Genomic DNA, 20,301 nt, shown 5'->3' on the forward strand with positions numbered 1-20,301 from the left:
GGTGGCGCCAGCAGCGCCGGTTCGGGTACCGTTCTTCGTACCTGCGAGGAGGTGACGATGGAGACGGCCCGGCCGGTCCACCCGCTGCTCACGGACCTGTACCAGGTCACGATGGCGTACGCGTACTGGCGCAGCGGCGCCGCGCGGCTGGACGCATGCTTCCACATGGTCTTCCGCTCCCAGCCGTTCGGGGGCGGGTACGCCATCGCGTGCGGGCTCGCGCAGGCGGTCGAGTACCTCGAAGGCCTGCGCTTCGAGAACGACGACATCGCGTACCTCGCGACGCTTTCCGGAGCGGACGGCACGCCGCTGTTCCCCGGCGACTTCCTCGAATGGCTCTCGCAGATGCGTTTCGAGTGCGACGTCGACGCGGTGCCGGAAGGCACGGCGGTCTTCCCGAACGAGCCGATCCTGCGCGTCACGGGACCCATCGCGCAAGCGCAGCTCGTCGAGACGACGCTGCTCACCATCGTCGGATTCCAGACGCTCGTCGCCACCAAAGCGGCACGGGTGTGCTACGCCGCGAAGGGAGCGCCCGTCATCGAGTTCGGGCTGCGCCGGGCGCAGGGTCCCGACGGCGGCCTTTCGGCGAGCAGGGCGGCGTACGTCGGCGGATGCGTCGCCACCTCGAACGTGCTTGCCGGCATGCGGTACGGCATCCCGGTGGGCGGCACGCACGCGCACAGCTGGGTGATGGCCTTCGATCGGGAGCAAGACGCGTTCGACGCGTACGCGGACGCGATGCCCAACAACTGCGTCCTTCTCGTCGACACCTACGACACGCTCGAAGGCGTGCGGCACGCCATCGAGACCGGCAAGCGGCTTGCGGAGCGCGGCCACGCGCTCATCGGCATCCGCATCGACTCGGGCGACCTGGCGTGGTTCGCGGCACGCGCTCGCGAGATGCTGGACGCGGCCGGCATGCGGCACGTGAAGATCTACGCGTCGAACGAGCTCGACGAGCAGACGATCGAGGCGCTCAAAGACCAAGGAGCGCCGATCGATGTCTGGGGCGTGGGCACGAAGCTCGCCACCGCGGACGGCCAGCCTGCGCTCGGTGCGGTCTACAAGCTCTCCGCCGTCCGGGAGCCGGGCGGTCAGTGGGAGCCGCGCATCAAGGTCTCGGAGCAGAGCGTCAAGACGACCATCCCAGGCGTGCTGCAGGTCAGGCGGTTCGTGAAAGACGGCATGTTCGACGGCGACATGGTCTTCGACGAGACGCGGCCGCTTGGCGAGCGTTGCGAGATTGTGGATCCCGGCGACCCGATCCGGCGCAAGCGGTTCTGCGCGCAAGCGCACGAAGACCTGCTCGTGCCGGTCTTCCGCCGCGGCGAGCGCGTCTACGACGTGCCTGACGCGAGCGCGGCGCGCGCACGGACGGCCGAGCAGATGGCGCGGCTCGACCCGAGCGTGAAGCGCCTGGTGGCGCCGTACATCTACCCCGTCGGCATCGAGAGGGAGCTGCACGAGCTGCGCACCGCGCTCATCGCGCGCGCACGGCGGCTCGGCTGAGGGAGGGATCGACGTGAGAGCGCTCATCATGGTGGACCTGCAGAACGACTTCATGCCAGGCGGAGCGTTGCCCGTGCCGGACGGCGATGCGGTGGTGCCGGTCGCGAACCGCCTCTCGCCGCTGTTCTCGCTCGTGGTCGCCACGCAGGACTGGCACCCGCCCGGGCACGCGTCGTTCGCCTCTTCGCACCCTGGGACGTCGGTCGGCGACGTCATCGCGCTCGGGGGGACGCAGCAGGTGCTGTGGCCCGACCACTGCGTGCAGCAGACGCCGGGCGCGTCGTTCCACTCCGGGCTGGACGTCGTGCCGATCGGGCACGTGGTGCGCAAAGGCACCGACCCGAACGTCGACAGTTACAGCGCGTTCTTCGACAACGATCGCGTGAGCAGCACCGGTCTGGACGCCTTCTTGCGTTCGCACGGCGTGAGCGAGCTGGTGGTGCTCGGGCTCGCCACGGACTACTGCGTGAAGGCGACTGTGCTCGACGCCCTCAGCCTTGGCTTCGGCGTGAGCGTCGTCCGCGACGGATGCCGCGCCGTGGACGCGGCTCCCGGCGACGGCGAGCGCGCTTTCCAGGCGATGGCGGACGCGGGTGCGAGGATCATCGACAGCGCTGCGGCCGCGGCGCTCTAGGAAGGCAGGAGGACATCGCATGAGAGTCGTCGCGTTCAACTGCAGCGCGCGGAAAGACGGCAACACGGCACGCTTGATCGAGCGCGTGCTCGTCGAGCTGCGCCACGAAGGCATCGAGACCGAGACCTTCACGCTGGCCGGGAAGCGCGTGCACGGCTGCACGGCGTGCATGAAGTGCCGGGAGACGCTCGACCGGCGCTGCTCGGGCATCAACGATTACGTGAGCGAGTGCATCGAGGCCATCGACGGGGCGGACGGCGTCATCATCGGCTCGCCGGTGTACTTCGCGGACATCACGCCGGAGGCCAAGGCGCTCATCGACCGCGTGGGGTACGTGGCCCGCGCCAACCCCGAGCTTCTGAGGCGGAAGGTCGGCGCGGCCGTGATCGCCGTCAGGCGTGGTGGCGCGATCCACGCGTTCGACAGCATCAACCACCTCTTCCTCATCAGCGAGATGATCGTGCCGGGCTCGTCGTACTGGAACATCGGCATCGGCGGTCCGGCGGGCGCGGTCGAAAGCGACGAGGAGGGCCTGCAGACGATGGCCCGGCTCGGCCAGAACATGGCGTGGCTGCTCAAGCGGGTGCGCGAAGACGGCTGCTAGAAGAACAGCGCCTGGAAGTCCTCGAGCGCGTCGTGGGCGTGGTCGAACCCCCAGTCTTCGAGCGACAGGTAGAAGCGCGGGTTGAAGACGAGCCCCATGTCTTGGACAAGACCGATCACGTCGCCAAGGATCGCAGGATGGCGCACGATGAGCCGGAGCGCCTCGGGATTGATGATGTCTTGGGATTCCGAGTGCGGCATCCACATGTGGGTCTTGCCGCGGTAGATGACGAACAGATCGAAACAGAAGTTGCCAGCCGTCGTCACGGCCGTCCATGCGCCCTTGACACCCGGCACCCTGCGCTTGAGGAGCGAGGCGTCCTTCACGAGTCCCGCGACTTTGGTGAGCGTCTGGTCGTCGACGGCCATGCTGCACGGGAACGTCGGGAGCGCCTGCAAGACCTCGCGCAGGTTGATGGCCTTCACGAGCGTCCGCTCGGGGACCGTCTCGCGCAGCACGTCCAGCGCCAGGCCGGCTTCGGCATGCGAGCGGGAGTTCACGAGGACGGAGAAGACCTCGGGCGAGGCCGACATGACCGGCTCGAGGTCGGAGATGCGGGCAAGCACGTCGACCATGTCGGTTCCTTGGGCGAGCAGGCACACTACGTACGGCGTATCGGCTCGCGCTGCGCGGTGTCTTAGTGGCGGCCGTCACCGCGAGCGGAAGTTCCTGACGAACGGCGCCGCGTGTCGTTCTCCGGGGAGTGGGGAACAACCCGAATGAGGGCGGATCCACGGGGAGCGCGTCGCTGTGAACGTGGTGTTGATCGAACCCGGCTCACCGGGGCTGAACATCTACTCCCACGTCGCCATGGGTCGCGGGGTACCGTTGCTTGCGACCGTGCTGCGAGACGCCGGCCACGAGGTGAGGGCGTTCGTCGAGGACGTCGGAGGACGGGGGCGCATCGACTGGGAATGTGTGCGCAGAGCGGACGTGGTGGGCCTCTCGGCGATTTCGTGCACGTTGACGAGGGCCGCGGAGCTGGCTCAACAGACGCGCCGTGCCAATCCCGAGGCGGCCATCGTTTTCGGAGGTCCGGAACCGACGTGCGCACCGGCCCGGTCCTTCGAGGCTGGCGCCGACTTCGTCATCCGCGGAGAGGCGGAACAATCGCTGCTCATGTTCTTGGATGCGGTCCGCGGGTGGCAACCCGGAGAGCCGCCGAGCGAAGCGTTACGGCAGGTGCCGGGCATCGTGTGGCGTCAAGATGGCGACCTGCGCTTCGGGCCGCCGCCGCGGCAGCTCGCACGCACGGAGCTCGACGCACTTCCATTCGTCGACATGTCGCTCGTTGACGGTGCCGAACGGCAGACGACGGGGCTCGTGTGGCGTTCGCGCGGGTGTCCCGAGCGCTGCACGTTCTGCGAGGTGCACGAGATCTGGCCGCGATACGTGCTGCGCGACGAGCGCATCAGCGTACAAGAGCTGCTCCGGTGTCAAGAGGCGGGCTTCAGCAGCGTGTTCCTCATCGATGACAACGCAGCAGCCAACAAGCCTTCGTTCAAACGGTTCTTACAGGGAGCCATCGACCGCAGCTACGCACGGCCTCTCACGGTGCAACTGCGCGCGGATGCCGTGTTCGACGAGGGCGGCAGACTCGACCGAGAGCTCCTGAGGCTCTTGCGGGAGGCGGCGCCGGTGACGACGGTATGCATCGGTGTCGAGTCCGCAGCGGACGAAGACCTCGCAGGTGTGCAAAAGCGCACCGACGTCGACCGCGTCGCTGCGGCGCTCACGGCGCTCCGGCGATACGGCGTCCTCGTGCACGGCATGTTCATCGCCTTCGCGCACGACACGCTCGAGACGCTCAAGCGGAACGGCGGATTCGCTCGCCGGTACGTGACGTCGCTCCAGTACCTGTTCGAGACGCCGCTTCCAGGCACACGGGCCACGGCCGAGCACGAGGCCACCGGTCGCGTCATCTTCGACAGGGTCGAAGACCTCCGCTTCCTGGACGGGATGCACGTGGCGATCCGGCCGTACCGGACGACAGCACGCCAGATGCAAGAAGCGGTGATAGCCGAATACAAGCAGTTCTACTCGCGGATCCGCATCGCCAAGGCGTTCGTGGAAGGACTCGTGGTCCGACACCGTCGGCTCGGCGCTGGAATGAGGAGATACCTGCGGGGGTTGAAGCCGTCGCGGCGTATCGTCGAGTGGGCGCGGATGCACCTTCAGTACAAGTTCGCGCCCTGCGCGGTGCTCTGCGTCGGACGGCGGCGAGTCAGGGCCTTCTTGCGCGACCCCGAATACACCGCGTACCTGAGAGCGCTTCAGGACTGAGCTTCCGCACGGTGCGCGTTCGGATGCCAGCGTCCGATCGCGTAGGTCACCGCAGGGCCGAGGATTGCGGTGACCCCCAAAGCGGTCGTCTGCAGCAGGTCGACGTCGTACTTGAAGCCCCAGAACAGGTCAGGCAGTCGCCAGATGCACGACGCTCCCCATCGCCACAGGAACCACGCCACCTGGAGTCCCAACACCGCTTGTATCGCCAGGACGGTCGCGACACCGAGCGCGAGCCACCCCGCCGTGCGACCCTCGCGCGGCCCCTTCGGCCGCTTCCGGAGCGCCGCGTACACGATCGCCGCGACTGCGCACGCCACGAGTCCTGCGAGCACCGCCTCGGCCATGCGCGCGTTGAAGAACGCTTGGACCTGCGATTCTTCGTTGAAGGTGGACAGCGACCACCGGAACCGGTGCACGAGGAAGTACAGCGACAGGAACACCGCGTTGTACGTCGCCACACCGGCAAGCGATGCGAGCAGCGCGCGCCACGAGGCGAGCCCGATGACGGCGAGGGCCCCGAGCGCGGCGATGGCGAGCGCCAGGGCCTGCGGGACGCGCTCGTGGCGGTCGGAGGCGAGGCGCTGCTCGTCTGCGCGCGCCATCACGCGCTCGATGTCGGCCCGTGAGCCGAGCGTGTCGACGCCGGCGATCGCCTGCGGACCGCCGACCTCGCGCGCGTACGCGAGCGCGAAGCCCGCGGCCCGCACGAAGTCGGCGTCCTTCGCGCGTCCGTTGCCGTCTGCGAGCACATCCTCGATGGCCATGCCGCGCGCCAGGCGAGGGGACTGCATGCCGGCGAGCACCGAGATCGTGGGCGCGACGTCTTCGAGACGAGCGCTGGCCTGCGTGTGGCGCACGCCGGGCCCGGCGAACACCGCGAAGGTGTGGATGACCGGATCTTCCCACCCGCCGTGCCCGCCTTCAGGGGTGTGCCCGTGGTCGGGGAAGATCGCGAAGACGGTCGCGCCATTGTCGAGCGCGTCGATGAGCCGCGAGAGGTCCGCGTCCACCTTCGCGACCGTGCTCGCGTAGCGCGCAGACGCGCTGCCTGCCGCGTGCCCTGCGTCGTCGACGTCGGGGAGGAGCGCCACGAGGAAGTCGGAGCGCCCGTCGCGCGCGAGCGAGATGGCGGAATCCACGATACGCCCGGAGCGGTACTCGCCTTCGCCCCAGGGCACGAGCGCAGTGGCGGAGGTGAGGCTGCTCACGCCGTAGAGCGCATCGAGGTCGTCAGGCCCTGCCACTGCAAGCCGCCGGCCCGATCCGCGAGCGACGTCGAAGAGCGTCTCGACCTTCACGCGGCCGTCGTACCAGTTGGTGGTGACGCCGCTGATCTGCGGGGTGGCGCCAGAGAACGCCGTCGTCCAGCACGGGTACGACAGGCTCGGCTGCGGCGCCGTCAGGCGCACGTCGGCGCCGCGCTCACGCAGCTCCTGAAGCGAACGCATCGAGCGCGAGGCCGCGTCGGTGAGGCCGTCGATGAGGACGACGACGGTCCTGCGCTGCGTCGCGTCTGGCACGGGCGAGGAGAGCGGGGGACGCGCTCCGGTGAAGCGCTCGATGTCAAGGTCGACGAACGGGCTTCGGTAATCGACGACCTGGTTCCACGAGTACGTTGCGAGCTGCATGGCGCCGTACGCGCTTGCGAGCGAGCACGCGATGCCGAGGACGAGCAGTGCCCACCGTTTCACGACCGTCTCCTTTCTTGGGACGCTGCGAGTGTGGCCGACGAGCCCGAAGCGCGCAAGCCGCCGCACTGGACGGACGGGTGCAGGAGGCGCATCATTGCGCGGGTCCCCGATGCTGATGGAAGGAGAGCGCTCATGGCCGTGCGCGTCGTGACGGACACCACGTCGTACCTTCCGCAAAGCGATGTCGAGCGGTACGGCATCCGCCTGGTGCCGCTGTCTGTCACGCTCGACGGCGTGACGTACGTGGAGCGCGTCGCAGACGAGGCCTTCTACGACGCGCTGCTGAAGAGCAAGGGCTTCCCCACCACGTCGCAGCCTTCCGCGGCGACGATCGCCGAGGCGTTCAGGGCCGCCGTCGAGGCGGGCGACGAGGTCGTGGCGGTGTTCCTCTCATCAGAGATGAGCGGGACGTACTCCACGGCGCTGCTCGCACGCGACATGGTGCGCGAAGAGCGCCCGGACGCTCGCATCGAGGTCGTCGACTCGCGCTCGAACTGCATGGAGCTCGGGTTCGCGGTGCTCGCGGCCGCCCGGGCGGCAGAGCAGGGCGCGAGCGCTGAGGAGGCTGCAGCTGCTGCCCGGGAGATGACGCTGCACACCCGCTTCATCTTCGTGCCCGACACGCTCGAGTACCTGCGTCGCGGTGGCCGCATCGGCAACGCGTCCGCTCTGATAGGCACGCTTCTGCAGATCCGCCCGATCCTCACGGTGGTCGACGGCAAGACCGACGTGTTCGCGAAGGTGCGCACCAAGCGAAAGGCGATGACCGAGATCGTCGCCGCTCTCTCGCGCGACGCGGAAGCCAAGGGGCTCATCGACGTCGTTGCCCACCACATCGCGGACGAAGCGGAGGGACGCGAGCTCGCGGCGATGGCCTCGGAGGCGGTCGGGCGCGAGGTGCCGGTGATCCCTGTGGGGCCTACGATCGGGACGCACGTCGGTCCCGGTTCCGTAGGCCTCGTGTACGTCACAGACAAGCCGATGGAGAAGAGCGCTGGTTAGGGCTCGCACGATACGCAGCACGACAGGAGAGACGATGACTGCACCAGACGAACGACCGATGCTCGCGATCGACTCGTGTTCCGATCTCACGCCCGAGATCGTGGAGCGCTTCGACGTCGAGGAGCTGCACTTCCCGTTCACGCTGAACGGCGAGGAGCGGCTGGACGACTTCGGAAGGAGCTTCCCGCACCGCGACTTCTACCAAGCGATGCGAGGGGGCGCCGTTCCGACCACCGCGCAGATTCCGCGCGTGGAGTACGAAGCGCTGTTCCGGAAGGCGGCCGAGAGCGGCAGGACGCTCGTCTACCTCGCGTTCTCGTCCGGGCTTTCTGGCACGTTCGACACGGCGCACCTGGTGCGGCAGTCGGTCCTCGCCGAGTTCCCCGAGGCCGACATCCGGCTCGTGGACACGCTGAACGCCTCGGCGGCCGAGGGCTTCCTCGTCTATCACGCGATGCAGATGCACGCGAACGGTGCGAGCGCAGACGAGATCGTGGACTTCGTCGAGCGGCGGAAACTCCTCGTGAACGGCTACTTCACGCTCGAGAACCTGGAGACGCTGCGCAGGGGCGGCCGCATCTCGGACGCGGCGGCCGCGGCAGGGACCGTTCTCGACATCAAGCCGATCCTCACCATCGACCGCGCCGGCAAGCTCGTGCTGAAGCGGAGCGTGCGCGGCCGGAAGAAGTCGATGAGCGCGCTGCTCGACATCATGGCTGAGCGGCGCGATCCGTCGCTCGGAGACACGGTTGCCATCGCGCACGCGGACGCGCCGGACGAGGCGGCGGTGCTGAAGGCGATGGTTGCGGAGCGGTTCGGACCGAGCGAGATCATCGAGCTCGCGGTCGGCCCTGTCATCGGCTCGCACGTCGGACCGGGCATGCTCGCAGTGGTGTTCTGGGGCGCGGAGCGCGAGCGGTAAGCTCTCACCTGGCCGTGATGCGCGTGCCCGCGCGCCCGGCGAGCGCCTCGGCAAGCTGATCGACGGCGCAGATGACGGCGTCCTTTCCAGTCGCGCGCGCGAAGTGCGCGCACGCGGCGACCTTCGGGCCCACGCTGCCGGTGTCGAGCTCGGGCAGCAGCCGCTCGGCCTGCTCGACCGTGAGCCGCTCGAGCGGGCGGGCCGCCGGCGTCCCGTAGCGCTCGTAGACGCGGTCGGCCTCCATCAGCACGACGAGGTGGTCCGCGCTGATGGCCTCCGCGAGGATTGCAGACGCCCAGTCCTTGTCTATCACCGCATCCACGCCCGCGAGCGTCCCGTCTGGCCGCCTGAGCACGGGAACGCCGCCGCCGCCCGCTGCGATGACGACGTCGCCTGCCGCAGCGAGCTTCGCGATCGTCGGGGCCTCGACGATCTCGGTCGGCCTCGGCGAGGGCACGACGCGGCGCGTTCCCGCGCCGGGGACCTCCGTGAACTCCCAGCCCTCCTCCTTCGCCAGGCGGGCGGCCTCCTCGGGCGTGTAGTACGGCCCGATCGGTTTCGTCGGGCGCGAGAACGCCGGGTCGTGCGGGTCGACGACGCACCGGGTGACCACGGTGACCGCGCGGCGGTCTATCCCGGCGGTAGCCAGGGCGTTGGTCAGGCTCGTCTCCAGCATGAAGCCGATCCCGCCCTCGCTGTCGGCGTCTGCGATATAGAGCGGCATCGGCGGGACGCGGTCGCGCGCCGCTTCGTTGCGGATGACGATGTTGCCGACGATCGGGCCGTTGCCGTGCGTGAGCACGACGCGCGTGCCGGCCGCGATGAGCGGCACGATCTGCCGCATCGACTCGTCGGCACGACGGAACTGCGTCTCGATCGTGCCGTCATCGCTCCGACGGAGGATCGCGTTCCCGCCGAGGGCGATGACGAGGAGCTGCACCTCAGAGGCGGCGCTCACGCCTGCTCGCCTCGGACACCGTGCTGCTGGACGAACGCCCCGATCACGTCGTCGAGCGTGGGGGACGAGGCGTCCACGACTTCGTAGGTGGCGCGCACGGTCGGGTGCGGGATGTCGATGAGCCGCGCGAGGTCGATCGGCGTGGCCACCACGACGACGTCGCACTCGGTCGCGCGGATGGTCGCTTCGAGCTCAGCGAGCTGCTGCTTGGAGTACCCCATCGCAGGCAGGACCTCGGTGAGGTGCGGGTACGCGGCGAAGGTCTGCGCGATCGAGCCGACGGCGTACGGGCGCGGGTCCACGAGCGCGGCGGCCCCCGCGGCGCGCGCAGCAAGCGCGCCGGCGCCGTACGCCATGCCGCCGTGGGTCACCGTCGGGCCGTCCTCGATCACGAGCGCGCGCTTGCCGTTGACGGCCTGCGGGTCTGCGAGGGTGATCTCAGAGGAGGTCTCGATCACGACGGCGCTGTGGTTGAGCTTGGCGGCGGTCGCCTTCAGGTCGTCCACGACGGCGCGGTCCGCGGTGTTCACCTTGTTGATGACGAGCACGTCGGCCCTGAGCAGATTCGCTTCGCCGGGGTGGTACAGCCGCTCGTGGCCGGGGCGGTGCGGGTCGAGCGCGACGATCTCGAGGTCGGGCGCGAAGAACGGCATGTCGTTGTTGCCGCCGTCCCAGATCACCACGTCGGCCTCGCGCTCCGCCTCCCGCAGGATGGCCTCGTAGTCGACGCCTGCGTACACCACGATCCCGTCGCGGACGAGGTGCTCGTACTCCTCGCGCTCCTCGATCGTCACGCCGAAGCGGTCGAGGTCCTCCACCGAGGCGTAGCGCTCCACGCGCATCGCGAGCAGGTCGCGGTAGGGCATCGGGTGCCGCACGTCGACGGCGCGGATGCCGCGCGAGCGGAGCGCGCGGATGACGTACTTGGAGATGCCGCTCTTGCCGACGCCGGTCCTCACTGCGCAGATCGAGATGACGGGCTTGCTCGACTTCAGCATGGTCGGCGTCGACCCCATCAGCACGAAGTCGGCGCCTTCCGCGATCACGAGCGAGGCCTTGTGCATGAGGTCGACGTGCGCGATGTCGCTGTACGCGAACACGACGCGCTCCACGCCCTCTTCGCGGATGAGGCGGCCAAGCTCGGACTCGGGCAGGATCGGGATGCCGTCCGGATACAGCGGGCCCGCGAGGTCGGGCGGGAAGGTCCTGCCGTCGATGCCAGGGATCTGCGTCGCGGTGAACGCCACGACCTCGGTGGACTCGTCGTCCCGGAACCGAGCGAGGAAGTCGTGGAAGTCGCGGCCTGCGGCGCCCATGATGACCGTGCGCGTGCGCTTCATGCAACGCACCTCCGTTTGTATGCAGTCGCACCGTGCGACTGTGCGGTGTCCTACAGTGAGAGCATACCCCGATATGCGATTCAGGTGTATCCCAATCGCGTGCGTTCAGCCGAGCGGCCGTAGGGCCACCACGATGTCGTGGTAGCGCAGCACCGGCACGGCGCGCACGTCGGCGAACCCTGCGCGCTCGAGGTCGCGGGCGATCGTCTCGGCTCCAGCACGGTGCTCCACCGGCGGGCCTTTCGGCGTCGGCTCGCGCTTCCAGTCGACGACGCCGATCGTGCCGCCCGGCCGGAGGACCCGCATCGCCTCCGAAAGGGCGGCGTCCACGTCGTCCAGCTCGTGGTGGAGGTTGATCATGTAGAGGAGGTCCGCCACGCTCTTTCCGAACGGGAGCTCCTCTGCGCGCGCGTCCACGACCTCGATGCGAGCGCCGCCGGTCTCGATGAGGTGCTCGCGCATCCACGCCGTCATCGCCGGCTCCGCGTCGACGGCGTACACGACGCTCTCGGGCGCCATCCGCGCCGCGAACTCGCGCGCGAACATGCCGGTGCCCGCGCCGACCTCGATCGCCACGCGGGCATCGGGGACACCGAAGGCGTCCCAGATCGCGTCCGGGACGAGGTCCTCGAGGCGAGCCACGTCATTCAGGGACGGAAGCTTCTTCGGGTCGAACCTGTGCGCAGCCATCGTCGCTCCTATCCGGCTTCACGGCATGGGCGCGCCGTGTTCACGCCGTCTTCACGAGCAGCGGACACAATCGGAAGTGCGAGGCGAGAAGACCTCGCAGATCCGACACAGGAGGTGTCAGCAATGAAGCATAGCAAGTCCATCGCGCTCATCGCCGCCGGCCTGGTGGCCGGCATCGTGCTCGGGAGCGTCGGCCTGGCGGCGGCAGCCCCGGCAACGACGGCCACGGGCACCCCGGCGCCGCAGGCGTCCGGCGTCCTCGGCGCGTGCATCGGCCTCGGCCAGGCGATCCGTGGCGCCGGCGGACGTCTGATCGACGTGCTCGCCGACCTCACCGGCCTGAGCGCCGCCGACATCCAGGCGAAGCGGGCCGCAGGCGAGTCCATCGCGGACATCGCGAAGGCCGAAGGCGTGGATCCTGATGACGTCGTCGCCAAGGCGCTCGAAGCGCGCAAGGCGCTGCTCGACCAGAAGGTCGCTGACGGCACGATCACGCAGGAGCAGGCAGACGCCGCGTACGCGCAGATGAAAGAGCGCCTGACCGAGCGCGTCACCACCACCGCGACCGGCCGCCCCTCGTGGGCCGGTCAGGGCCAGGGCGCTGGTCGCGGCGCTGGCCGCGGCGGCAACGGCGCCGGGTTCTGCGGGGCGTGCACGGGCACGACCGCGACGCAGTAGCAGCCATACCTCATCTCCCCTCCCTCGCATCGCGGGCGGTCGCACCAGCGGCCGCCCGTGGTGTCATGTGCGCCGAGTACCCAGCCTCGGCCGCGTGTGGCATGATGTGCAGGGGGCCACGGGAAGGAAGGCCGACATGTCAGAAGAAGCGCACTCGCTTGCGGTGCTCATCGACTTCGAGAACCTCGCGCTCGGATTCGAGCGCAGCGGGCAAGGAGGTCGCGGGAAGGGCGCGCCGGGCACGTTCGACATCAAGGCCGTGCTCGAGCGGCTCGTCGAGAAGGGCAAGCTCATCGTCAAGCGCGCGTACGCGGACTGGGGGCGGTTCGCGCAGTACCGCGAGGTCATGCACGACGCCGGGATCCAGATGATGGAGATCCCGGAGCGGGGCATGACCGGCAAGAACTACGCCGACATCCAGCTCGCCGTCGACGCGCTCGACTTGTGCTACTCGAAGGAGCACATCGACACCTTCGTGATCGTCTCGGGCGACAGCGACTTCACGCCGCTCGTGAGCAAACTCAAGGAGAACGGCAAGGCCGTCATCGGTCTGGGCATGAAGGACTCGACGAGCGACCTGCTCGCGGCGAACTGCGACGAGTTCATCTACTACGAGGACATCGTGCACGCGCCGAGCGGCCCGGCGGTGCCGCTCACGTCGATCCCGAAGGCCAAGCGTCCGGCGATCAAGCTGCTCATCGAGGCGGTCGAGGCGCTGCAGCGCGAGAACAAGGACGTGATGTACTCGTCCATGGTCAAGGACACCATGAAGCGCAAGCAGCCGCAGTTCTCGGAATCGTCGTTCGGGTACCGGTCGTTCTCCGAGCTGCTGCAAGACGCCCAGAAGATGGGCGTGATCACGCTTCGGACCGACCAGCGTTCGGGCACCTGGGTCGTCGAGGGCTTCGCGAACGGGAAGTAGCGCCGTGCGCATCGTCATCGTCACCGACACCTACGTGCCGGAGGTCAACGGCGTCGTCACCGCCATCGCGACGCACACGCGTCTGCTTGCGGAGCGCGGCCACGAGATCCTCATCATCGCGCCGCGCTACGGGGAGCACGTCGACGAACCGCAGCGGGGCGTCCGGATCGAGCGGTACCCCGCGTTCAGCTTCGTGACGAACAAGGCGACGCGCGTGGCGCTGCCCGCCATCGCGTCGGTCACGCGCAAGATCAAGGCGTTCGATCCCGACCTCGTGCACGTGCACACGCCGCTCTCGCTCGGCGTGGTGGGGCTGCTTGCCGCGAAGGCGCTCAGGCTGCCGATCGTGCAGACCTACCACACCTACATCCCCGACTTCATGCAGTACCTCGAGATCTCGCGGCTGCTCGGCATCGACACGCTCCAGGAGCGCGTGGTGAACTCGCTCGTGTTCGAGCGCGTGCTGGAGTCCGGTCTGTGGCAGCGGATCGTGAAGTCGCGCGCGCTCATCGAAACGGGCCTCGATGACTTCGCCGAGGCGTGGCTCGGCATCACGGCCGACGTGAATCAGAGCACCCCGGAGCTCACGGCGCGATTGGCGTGGCGGTACACGCGGTTGCTGTACAACCGTTCCGACCTCGTTCTCACCCCATCGGTCACCCTCAAGCGCGAGCTGATGCGCCACGGCGTGACCGCGCCCGTGGACCACCTGAGCAACGGCATCGACCTTGCGCTCGTGCGCGTGAAGGAGTCGTACGCCAGGAGCGGTCGGCTCGTGCACGCAGGGCGGCTCGGCTACGAGAAGAACGTCGACGTCGTCGTGAAGGCGTTCGCCCGCGCGCTCGCGCACGGCGTCGACGCGACGCTGGATGTCGTGGGCGACGGCCCGGCGCGGGACTCGCTGGAACGGCTCGCGTCCCGGTTGGGCATCGAGGGCCGCGTGCGGTTCCTCGGCTTCGTGGCACGCGACGAGCTCGTGCAGCGTTACTGGGAGTACGACGCGTTCGTCACGGCGAGCACCATCGAGACGCAAGGCATCGTGCTGCTCGAAGCGATGGCGTCGGGCCTGCCGGTGATAGGCGTCCGCGCGCTCGCCATACCCGAGATCGTGCGCACCGGAAGGAGCGGCATCGTCGTGGCTCCTGGCGACGTCCAGTCGCTCGCTCGCGCCATCGAGCGCCTCGAGAGCGACGATGCGCTGCGGGAGCGCATGGGCCGCGCCGCACGGGGCGACGTGCAGCGGCACGAGATCGGGCTCGTGGTGAGCGAACTCGAGGAGCTGTACCGCCAGACGGCGGCAGCGGCGGGAGCGGGCCTGCCTGTCGAGGCGTAAGGCGCTCAGACGGCCTGGATGCTGATGGCGTTCGTCGGGCAGATCTCGGCGGCCGCCTTGACATCTCCGTACAGCTCGTGCGGTGGGTCGCTCCGCAACACGTACGCAAGCCCGCCCTCATCGATGCGGAACACGTCCGGGCAGGTGTCTTCGCACAGCCTGCACCCGATGCACAGCGCGCGGTCGACTGTCGGTTTCATGGCAGTCCTCCTGTCCGTCGGCGGCTCGTACTGAGCGTACCCAATCCGACGGCCAGTGTCTCACCGTGACGGCCATCACGGCCACGACCAGCGCGCGTGCAGGTGCCGCGCCGCTCGTCAGTTCGGTGTCGAGGATCGCGCCTGCGTGCCGATGAGAGGGTATCGAGAGCGTAGTCGTCCAAGGAGGTGCACGGTGAAACGGCTCATCGCTGCCGTGCTTGTCGCGGTGCTGATCGTAGCGCTTGCGCTTCCGGGCGTCGCGTTCGCGAAGAAGGGCGGCGTGCCTGCATCATCGCGAGGTCGCGGCCACGGCGTCGTCGCGGCACCCGACACCGAGGCGACGGACGCCGCGCAGCATGGAAAGGGCGCTGGGACCGCCAAGGCCGGCAAGAGCGGTCGGGCGGCCGCCTCCGAAGACACTGCCGACGCGTCCGAAGACGCTGACGAAGGCGACGGCGATCAGGCGCCGGCCCCCGAGCAGAAGCGCACGGGCATCGCGAACGCGCTCGAACGTCTGCAGCGCAACCTCGCGCGCATGCAAGCGCAGCTCGACGCCGGCCAGCGCACGTCGCTTCCTCTCGGGCTTCAGCAGGTCATCGCCAAGTTCATGGCGTGGCTGGGAATCGGCGGCGACGGCTCCGGGACGCTGCCGGACGATGACGGCGGCGCGAGCGAGGAGCCCACGGGGACCGTCGAGCCGACGAGCACTGTCGAGCCCACGAGCACGGTGGAGCCCACAGAGACGGTCGAGCCGCAGCCTGCGCCCTGATCCTCAGTCCAGCAGGAGCTCGTAGACGGCGACGTCAAGCCAGCGGTCGAACTTCCGGCCGACCTCGCGCTGGACGCCGCACGGCTCGAATCCGAGCTTCTCGACCATCGCGAGGCTGGGCGCATTCTCCGTGCAGATGCGTGCCAGTATCGCGTGCACGCCCAAGGACGGCGCGACGCCGATCAGGTGCTCGGCGAGCGCACGGCCGATGCCGCGCCGGTGGTGCTGCGGGTCGACGTAGACCGACATCTCCACGCTCGAGCGGTACGCGCACCTGTCCGACCACGGCGAGAGCGCCGCCCACCCGACCACCGCCTCGCCGTCCTCGGCGACCACGACGGGGTGTTCGGGACCGCGCGCCGCAAGCCACGTCTTCCTGCTCTCGGCAGTCACCGGCTCCGTGTCGAAGGTGGCGGTCGTGTTCTCGACGGCGTGGTTGTAGATGGCCGCGATGGCCGCGGCGTCGTCAGGCGTGGCGGGTCTGATGCGCATCGCACCTCCGCTTCGTCGGCGTGGTCGCGTTTGTCCGGTCCGGGTGGCTAGCGTACACTATCATCTCCCCGTGGAGGCGCGCTGAAGCGCGATCGCGTTCGAGCAAGGAAGGTGATTGCGATTCCTGGAAAGACCATCGCCGAGAAGATCTTGTCGGCCCACTCGGGAACGGACGCCAGGGCAGGAGACATCGTCGTCGCTGACATCGACTTCGTGATGGGGCAGGACGGCACCTCGCCGCTCGCCATCCGCGCGCTCGAACGTATGGGCGTCGAGGGCGTGTTCGACCCTACGAAGGTCGCGCTGGTGATCGACCACTCCGCACCGAGCCCGCTCGAGGGCGTAAGCGCGCTCCACACCGTGATGCGGGAGTTCGGCAAGCGCACGGGCGCGAAGGTGTACGACATCGGCTGCGGCGTGTGCCACCAGCTCATCCCCGAGAACGGGCACGTGGTGCCGGGCGACCTCATGGTCGGGTGCGACAGCCACACCTGCACGTACGGCGCGCTCAACGTCTTCTCCACCGGCGTCGGCTCCACGGACGGCGCCGCGGCGATGGCGTCAGGCAAGCTTTGGTTCAAAGTGCCCGAGACGATGCGCGTGACCTACACTGGCGAGCTCAAGCCAGGCGTCTTCAGCAAGGACCTCATCTTGTACCTTGCGGGGCAGATCGGAGCTGACGGCGCGACGTACATGGCGCTGGAGTTCGACGGGCCGGTCATCGACGCGCTGTCGGTGGAGGCGCGCATGACCATCTCCAACATGGCGATCGAGGTGGGCGCGAAGGCAGGCCTCATGCGGGCCGACGCCAAGACGCTCGCCTGGTACGAGGGCCGGAGCGAGCGGACGCCCGCGCCGGTGGAGCCGGACCCGGACGCCGTGTACGCGCGCACGATCGAGATCGACGCGAGCACGGTGGGCCCGCAGATCGCCAAACCTCACTCGGTCGACAACGTCTCGCCCGTCGAGGAGGTCGAGGGGACGCCGATCCAGCAAGGCTACCTCGGCACCTGCACGAACGGTCGCCTGGAGGACCTCGCGATCGCTGCGAGCATCCTTGCGGGTCGCCGCGTGCACCCGGACGTGCGGTTCATCGTCGCGCCGGCGTCTCGCAGGATCCTGCTCGACGCCATCGAGGCAGGCTACATCCAGACGCTCGTGGAGGCAGGGGCCGCGCTCGTCACGCCCGGGTGCGGGCCGTGCGTCGGCACGCACAACGGCGTCCCGTCGGACGGGGAGAACGTGATCTCCACGGCAAACCGCAACTTCAAGGGCCGCATGGGCAACTCCAACGCGTTCATCTACCTCGGAAGCCCCGCCACGGTGGCGGCTTCGGTCATCGAGGGGAAGATCACCGACCCGCGCAGGTACCTGGGCTAGGAGGACGAATGTCGACCATCCGCGCACGCGCGTTCAAGTACGGCGACGACATCAACACCGACTACATCATCTCCGGCAAGTACAAGTTCAAGTCCGCCGACATGGAGGCCATGGCCGTCCACGCGATGGAGGACCTCGACCCCGACTACTACGCCAAAGTGAAGCCCGAAGGCGGCATCCTGGTGGCGGGCAAGAACTTCGGCATGGGCTCAAGCCGCGAGCAGGCGCCGCTCGTGCTCATCCACAGCAACACGAAGGCCGTGCTCGCCAAGAGCTTCGCGCGCATCTTCTTCCGCAACGCCATCAACACCGGGCTGCCGGTCGTGGAGTGCGACACCGACCTCATCGACGACGGCGACGAGCTCGAGATCGACCTCGAGGGCGGCATCGTGCGCGACCTCACCAAAGGCGTCGAGGTCCCGTTCTCGCCGCTGCCGCCGGTGATGGCGCAGCTTCTCGCCGACGGCGGGCTCGTCGAGCACTTCAAGAAGCACGGCGGGTTCGCGGTCTAGCGTATCGCAGCGAGCGCCGCTGCAGCCGTCGAACTGCTGACGGCGCCGGTGCCTCCTATCACGATGACCCGGTGCGCCCAGGTGCCGAGCGCGTCGAGGTAGTCGTGCGTGTACGGGGGCAGTGACGTCGTGCGCGTGAGCAGCAACGGCGAGCTCAGCGCCCCGAGCGCAGCGCCGCCAGAAAGCCCGTCAGGGAAGTTCTGGCCCGTGGCGATGCCTGGTCGTTGGGCGAAGGTGGCGCCCCACCGCAGGCTGTCGTCGGCGACGAGTTTTGCCGTCTCGTAGCGATCGGTGCCGCTGAAACGCTGCGCGTCGTACCCGACGATGGCCTCGATGTCGAGCTCCACCGCGTTGCTCACCGCTCCGGTTCCGCCGAGGATCGCCACGTGCTCTGGCGCGAGGTCGGCGAGCACCGACCGCGTCTGATCCGGCAGGGCAGTCGTTCGCGTCAAGACGATGGGGTACCGCATCGTGTACGCCATCGGCGCGGCCGCGAGCGCGTCAGGGAACGAGTCTCCGCGCGCCACCATCACCTTCGAGGCGTTCGTGTCAGGAAACGCCAAGCGCTTGACTTCGCGTGCCACGTTGGCGGCGGTCGCGTACCGGTCCGCGCCGCTGATGCGCGTGACTGCGTCCACGTGCGTCAGAAGCTCGGTTTGAACCGCTGAGCTGACGGCGCCGGTGCCGCCGACGATGTAGACGCCTCGGATCTGGTGGTCCTCCAGAAACGCCGTGACCGACGCCGGCAACGAATCGCGTCTGGTCAGAAGCAGCGGACCTTCGATCGCGCCTGCGAGCGCGCTGGCCGACAATGCGTCGGGGAAATTCTCACCGGTGGCAAGCACCGCCCAGCGGAACCGAGGCCAGGCCGGGTCTTCGAGGGTCTCCCACGCCGCACACGCCGTCTTGTACCGGTCGGCGCCGGACCACCGCTCGACCTCGTAGCTCGCGATTTCGAACGCGCCCATGTCCGCCAACTCGGGAGCCGTGCTCACGGACTTCTGGAATCGGGGGTTCCCGTCGAAATCGACAGGCGGCGAATCGGACGTCCGCTCGACGGTGTCCTTGCACGGCGAATCCGCCGCGAGGCGCCAGCCGTGCATCGCCCCGTCCCAGTAGAACTTCGGATCCGTGTGCATCACCCCAGTGTCCGAGATGGCGGTGTCTTCGATGCACGAGTAGGTCGCCGAGCACCCCGACAGGTCCTTGGACTGGTGACCCCACACGATCGACCCGTGCACCTGCCCGGTGCTTCCGGCGACGCTGATCGCAGCATTCGGCGAGCCCGAGGGCCCGTTCATGGCCACGGTCGAGAGCTCGATCACGTACTCGGGGACCGCGTTGATGGCGATGGCGCGGGGACCGGAGTCGGCCCAGTTGTTGGTGATGATGCAGTCGCCGATCATGAGGCGAGCGTTGCTGGACGCGGAGATGCCTCCCACGGTGGTCGCGTGATTGTAGGCGATGTACGTCTGGAAGACGGTCAGCTCCACGCCGCCGATGGACGCGACGCCACCAGCGCCTCCGGACGTGTTGCGCACGATGGAGCACTTCGCGACGCCGACGCTCGCTCCGCTGTCGCCAGTAGCATACACGCCGCCGCCCGATCCCGCGCTCTGGTTCTGCTCTATGCGGCAGCGGTACAGCAGCACGGTCAGAAGGTCGGTGCCTGTCAGTCCGAACATCGCGATGCCGCCGGCGCCGATGCCGCTCGTGGATCGGAAGTCGTGTATCCAGCAGTCGAAGATCCGCGGCCCGCCTGTGCTCGCGTTGCCCCAGATGGTCACGCCTGCGTACGGCGTGGATGCTGTCAACCCGTCGCCGTCCATCTCCAGGAAGTCCAGGATGGTGTCCTCATTGCAGTCGAGGAGCGTGAAGGTGGGGTTGGCGCCATCGCCGACGACCCTCGGCCGCGTGGGTCCGAACCCTTTGATGCTGGTGCCTGACTTCGGGAAGAGCGGGAAGACCTCGCCTGTGGCGGTGCTGTAATCGCCCGGCATCACCCACACCGTGTCGCCGGTTGCTGATACAGCGATCCCTTTCGTGATGCTGCGGAACGGCTTCGCACGCGTGCCGTCGCCGGTCGCGTCATCGCCTTCGGGTGAGACCCAGATCTCTCGTGCGGCCGTCGCGTGCAGGGCGCGTGCTGGGCTGGAGAAGCCCGTGACAGCTGCGAGCAGCGACAACGTCAAGATGAGCCTCAACAAAAGGGAACCCCGCGTGAACATCGACATCGTGACCGCCCCCTAGCCCCAAGACCCGTACCAGACGTCTGTCTGCGGGGGCACGCGATGCCCGGGCCGGCAGGCGCCACAGGTTGGCTATTACCGTTCTCCGCGCGTTTGAAACACGCGGGGAGCGCGCCGTCTGTGTGTT

Annotated in this window: 20 protein-coding genes; 12 read left to right on the forward strand and 8 right to left on the reverse strand. The window is 68.5% G+C overall.

Features of this window, described 5'->3' with window-relative positions; translation table 11 throughout:
- The first annotated feature begins 57 nt into the window (after positions 1-57).
- From MX659_RS03485 to MX659_RS03495, 3 genes are read left to right on the forward strand one after another with little or no spacing between them, the layout of a single operon-like run.
- Positions 58-1,512 carry a nicotinate phosphoribosyltransferase gene (locus MX659_RS03485; protein ID WP_267192080.1) on the forward strand — a complete coding sequence of 485 codons (1,455 nt, stop codon included), beginning with the start codon at positions 58-60 and terminating at the stop codon, positions 1,510-1,512.
- A 28-nt stretch (positions 1,513-1,540) separates the two neighbouring features.
- On the forward strand, positions 1,541-2,146 hold the full coding sequence (gene pncA / locus MX659_RS03490; protein ID WP_267192498.1) for a bifunctional nicotinamidase/pyrazinamidase: 606 nt from the start codon (positions 1,541-1,543) through the stop codon (positions 2,144-2,146).
- A gap of 19 nt (positions 2,147-2,165) precedes the next feature.
- Positions 2,166-2,750: a flavodoxin family protein gene (locus tag MX659_RS03495; protein WP_267192081.1), complete on the forward strand. Its 585-nt coding sequence runs from the start codon at positions 2,166-2,168 to the stop codon at positions 2,748-2,750.
- Here the strand turns inward: MX659_RS03495 and MX659_RS03500 are convergent.
- A complete protein-coding gene (locus MX659_RS03500) occupies positions 2,747-3,325 on the reverse strand; it encodes a hypothetical protein (protein WP_267192082.1) in 579 nt (192 codons plus the stop codon). The two genes, MX659_RS03495 and MX659_RS03500, sit on opposite strands and share 4 nt — an antisense overlap.
- A 175-nt stretch (positions 3,326-3,500) precedes the next feature.
- Between MX659_RS03500 and MX659_RS03505 the strand changes: the two genes are divergently transcribed.
- Entirely contained in the window at positions 3,501-5,033 is a 1,533-nt protein-coding gene (locus tag MX659_RS03505) for a B12-binding domain-containing radical SAM protein (protein ID WP_267192083.1), read from the forward strand.
- On the opposite strand, the gene MX659_RS03510 is transcribed toward MX659_RS03505, so the two are convergent.
- Positions 5,024-6,727, reverse strand: a complete 1,704-nt coding sequence (locus MX659_RS03510) for an alkaline phosphatase family protein (RefSeq protein ID WP_267192084.1) — start codon at positions 6,725-6,727, stop codon at positions 5,024-5,026. The genes MX659_RS03505 and MX659_RS03510 overlap by 10 nt on opposite strands.
- Before the next feature lie 132 nt (positions 6,728-6,859).
- On the opposite strand from MX659_RS03510, the gene MX659_RS03515 reads away from it, so the two are divergent.
- Together MX659_RS03515 and MX659_RS03520 are read left to right on the forward strand one after the other, a co-directional pair.
- Positions 6,860-7,729, forward strand: a complete 870-nt coding sequence (locus MX659_RS03515) for a DegV family protein (RefSeq protein ID WP_267192085.1) — start codon at positions 6,860-6,862, stop codon at positions 7,727-7,729.
- 34 nt (positions 7,730-7,763) lie between these two features.
- The gene (locus MX659_RS03520; RefSeq protein ID WP_267192086.1) at positions 7,764-8,651 is read left to right on the forward strand and encodes a DegV family protein; all 888 of its coding nucleotides are present in this window, start codon (positions 7,764-7,766) and stop codon (positions 8,649-8,651) included.
- 4 nt (positions 8,652-8,655) lie between these two features.
- Here the strand turns inward: MX659_RS03520 and MX659_RS03525 are convergent, their stop codons facing one another.
- The 3 genes from MX659_RS03525 to MX659_RS03535 form a co-directional block, all read right to left on the reverse strand.
- A complete protein-coding gene (locus MX659_RS03525) occupies positions 8,656-9,609 on the reverse strand; it encodes a carbamate kinase (protein ID WP_267192087.1) in 954 nt (317 codons plus the stop codon).
- Positions 9,606-10,949: a cyclic 2,3-diphosphoglycerate synthase gene (locus MX659_RS03530; protein ID WP_323745457.1), complete on the reverse strand. Its 1,344-nt coding sequence runs from the start codon at positions 10,947-10,949 to the stop codon at positions 9,606-9,608. Before MX659_RS03530 ends, MX659_RS03525 begins: the two co-directional genes overlap by 4 nt.
- Positions 10,950-11,054: 105 nt before the next feature.
- The gene (locus tag MX659_RS03535; protein WP_267192089.1) at positions 11,055-11,639 is read right to left on the reverse strand and encodes a class I SAM-dependent methyltransferase; all 585 of its coding nucleotides are present in this window, start codon (positions 11,637-11,639) and stop codon (positions 11,055-11,057) included.
- A gap of 123 nt (positions 11,640-11,762) precedes the next feature.
- Between MX659_RS03535 and MX659_RS03540 the strand changes: the two genes are divergently transcribed.
- The 3 genes from MX659_RS03540 to MX659_RS03550 all read left to right on the forward strand — a co-directional run bounded on the left by MX659_RS03540 (position 11,763) and on the right by MX659_RS03550 (position 14,572).
- Complete coding sequence (locus MX659_RS03540; protein WP_267192090.1) at positions 11,763-12,317, forward strand: hypothetical protein; 555 nt, start codon at positions 11,763-11,765, stop codon at positions 12,315-12,317.
- 136 nt (positions 12,318-12,453) lie between these two features.
- A complete protein-coding gene (locus MX659_RS03545; protein ID WP_267192091.1) occupies positions 12,454-13,239 on the forward strand; it encodes an NYN domain-containing protein in 786 nt (261 codons plus the stop codon).
- 4 nt (positions 13,240-13,243) lie between these two features.
- A complete protein-coding gene (locus MX659_RS03550) occupies positions 13,244-14,572 on the forward strand; it encodes a glycosyltransferase (protein WP_267192092.1) in 1,329 nt (442 codons plus the stop codon).
- 5 nt (positions 14,573-14,577) lie between these two features.
- Here the strand turns inward: MX659_RS03550 and MX659_RS03555 are convergent, their stop codons facing one another.
- On the reverse strand, positions 14,578-14,772 hold the full coding sequence (locus MX659_RS03555; RefSeq protein WP_267192093.1) for a ferredoxin: 195 nt from the start codon (positions 14,770-14,772) through the stop codon (positions 14,578-14,580).
- 193 nt (positions 14,773-14,965) lie between these two features.
- On the opposite strand from MX659_RS03555, the gene MX659_RS03560 reads away from it, so the two are divergent.
- Entirely contained in the window at positions 14,966-15,541 is a 576-nt protein-coding gene (locus tag MX659_RS03560) for a hypothetical protein (protein ID WP_267192094.1), read from the forward strand.
- Between the two features lie 3 nt (positions 15,542-15,544).
- Here MX659_RS03560 and MX659_RS03565 read toward each other — a convergent pair whose 3' ends face one another.
- The gene (locus MX659_RS03565; RefSeq protein ID WP_267192095.1) at positions 15,545-16,033 is read right to left on the reverse strand and encodes a GNAT family N-acetyltransferase; all 489 of its coding nucleotides are present in this window, start codon (positions 16,031-16,033) and stop codon (positions 15,545-15,547) included.
- Positions 16,034-16,144: 111 nt separating this feature from the next.
- On the opposite strand from MX659_RS03565, the gene MX659_RS03570 reads away from it, so the two are divergent.
- Positions 16,145-17,413, forward strand: coding sequence for a 3-isopropylmalate dehydratase large subunit (locus tag MX659_RS03570; RefSeq protein ID WP_323745458.1), 1,269 nt, complete (start codon positions 16,145-16,147; stop codon positions 17,411-17,413).
- Between the two features lie 8 nt (positions 17,414-17,421).
- Positions 17,422-17,925 carry a 3-isopropylmalate dehydratase small subunit gene (locus MX659_RS03575; RefSeq protein WP_267192096.1) on the forward strand — a complete coding sequence of 168 codons (504 nt, stop codon included), beginning with the start codon at positions 17,422-17,424 and terminating at the stop codon, positions 17,923-17,925.
- Here MX659_RS03575 and MX659_RS03580 read toward each other — a convergent pair.
- Positions 17,922-20,117 carry a cell wall-binding repeat-containing protein gene (locus MX659_RS03580; protein WP_267192097.1) on the reverse strand — a complete coding sequence of 732 codons (2,196 nt, stop codon included), beginning with the start codon at positions 20,115-20,117 and terminating at the stop codon, positions 17,922-17,924. The two genes, MX659_RS03575 and MX659_RS03580, sit on opposite strands and share 4 nt — an antisense overlap.
- Between the last annotated feature and the right edge of the window lie 184 nt (positions 20,118-20,301).

Source organism: Parvivirga hydrogeniphila (assembly GCF_023371205.1).
Classification (GTDB): Bacteria; Actinomycetota; Coriobacteriia; order Anaerosomatales; family Anaerosomataceae; genus Parvivirga; species Parvivirga hydrogeniphila.

What these genes read in the sequence shown, in the direction of transcription:
- MX659_RS03555 (WP_267192093.1), bottom strand. Translation starts at nt 14,772, where the DNA reads ATGAAACCGACAGTCGACCGCGCGCTGTGCATCGGGTGCAGGCTGTGC.
- MX659_RS03485 (WP_267192080.1), top strand. Translation starts at nt 58, where the DNA reads ATGGAGACGGCCCGGCCGGTCCACCCGCTGCTCACGGACCTGTACCAG.
- MX659_RS03530 (WP_323745457.1), bottom strand. Translation starts at nt 10,949, where the DNA reads ATGAAGCGCACGCGCACGGTCATCATGGGCGCCGCAGGCCGCGACTTC.
- MX659_RS03495 (WP_267192081.1), top strand. Translation starts at nt 2,166, where the DNA reads ATGAGAGTCGTCGCGTTCAACTGCAGCGCGCGGAAAGACGGCAACACG.
- pncA (WP_267192498.1), top strand. Translation starts at nt 1,541, where the DNA reads ATGGTGGACCTGCAGAACGACTTCATGCCAGGCGGAGCGTTGCCCGTG.
- MX659_RS03540 (WP_267192090.1), top strand. Translation starts at nt 11,763, where the DNA reads ATGAAGCATAGCAAGTCCATCGCGCTCATCGCCGCCGGCCTGGTGGCC.
- MX659_RS03565 (WP_267192095.1), bottom strand. Translation starts at nt 16,033, where the DNA reads ATGCGCATCAGACCCGCCACGCCTGACGACGCCGCGGCCATCGCGGCC.
- MX659_RS03515 (WP_267192085.1), top strand. Translation starts at nt 6,860, where the DNA reads ATGGCCGTGCGCGTCGTGACGGACACCACGTCGTACCTTCCGCAAAGC.
- MX659_RS03500 (WP_267192082.1), bottom strand. Translation starts at nt 3,325, where the DNA reads ATGGTCGACGTGCTTGCCCGCATCTCCGACCTCGAGCCGGTCATGTCG.
- MX659_RS03520 (WP_267192086.1), top strand. Translation starts at nt 7,764, where the DNA reads ATGACTGCACCAGACGAACGACCGATGCTCGCGATCGACTCGTGTTCC.
- MX659_RS03575 (WP_267192096.1), top strand. Translation starts at nt 17,422, where the DNA reads ATGTCGACCATCCGCGCACGCGCGTTCAAGTACGGCGACGACATCAAC.
- MX659_RS03535 (WP_267192089.1), bottom strand. Translation starts at nt 11,639, where the DNA reads ATGGCTGCGCACAGGTTCGACCCGAAGAAGCTTCCGTCCCTGAATGAC.
- MX659_RS03545 (WP_267192091.1), top strand. Translation starts at nt 12,454, where the DNA reads ATGTCAGAAGAAGCGCACTCGCTTGCGGTGCTCATCGACTTCGAGAAC.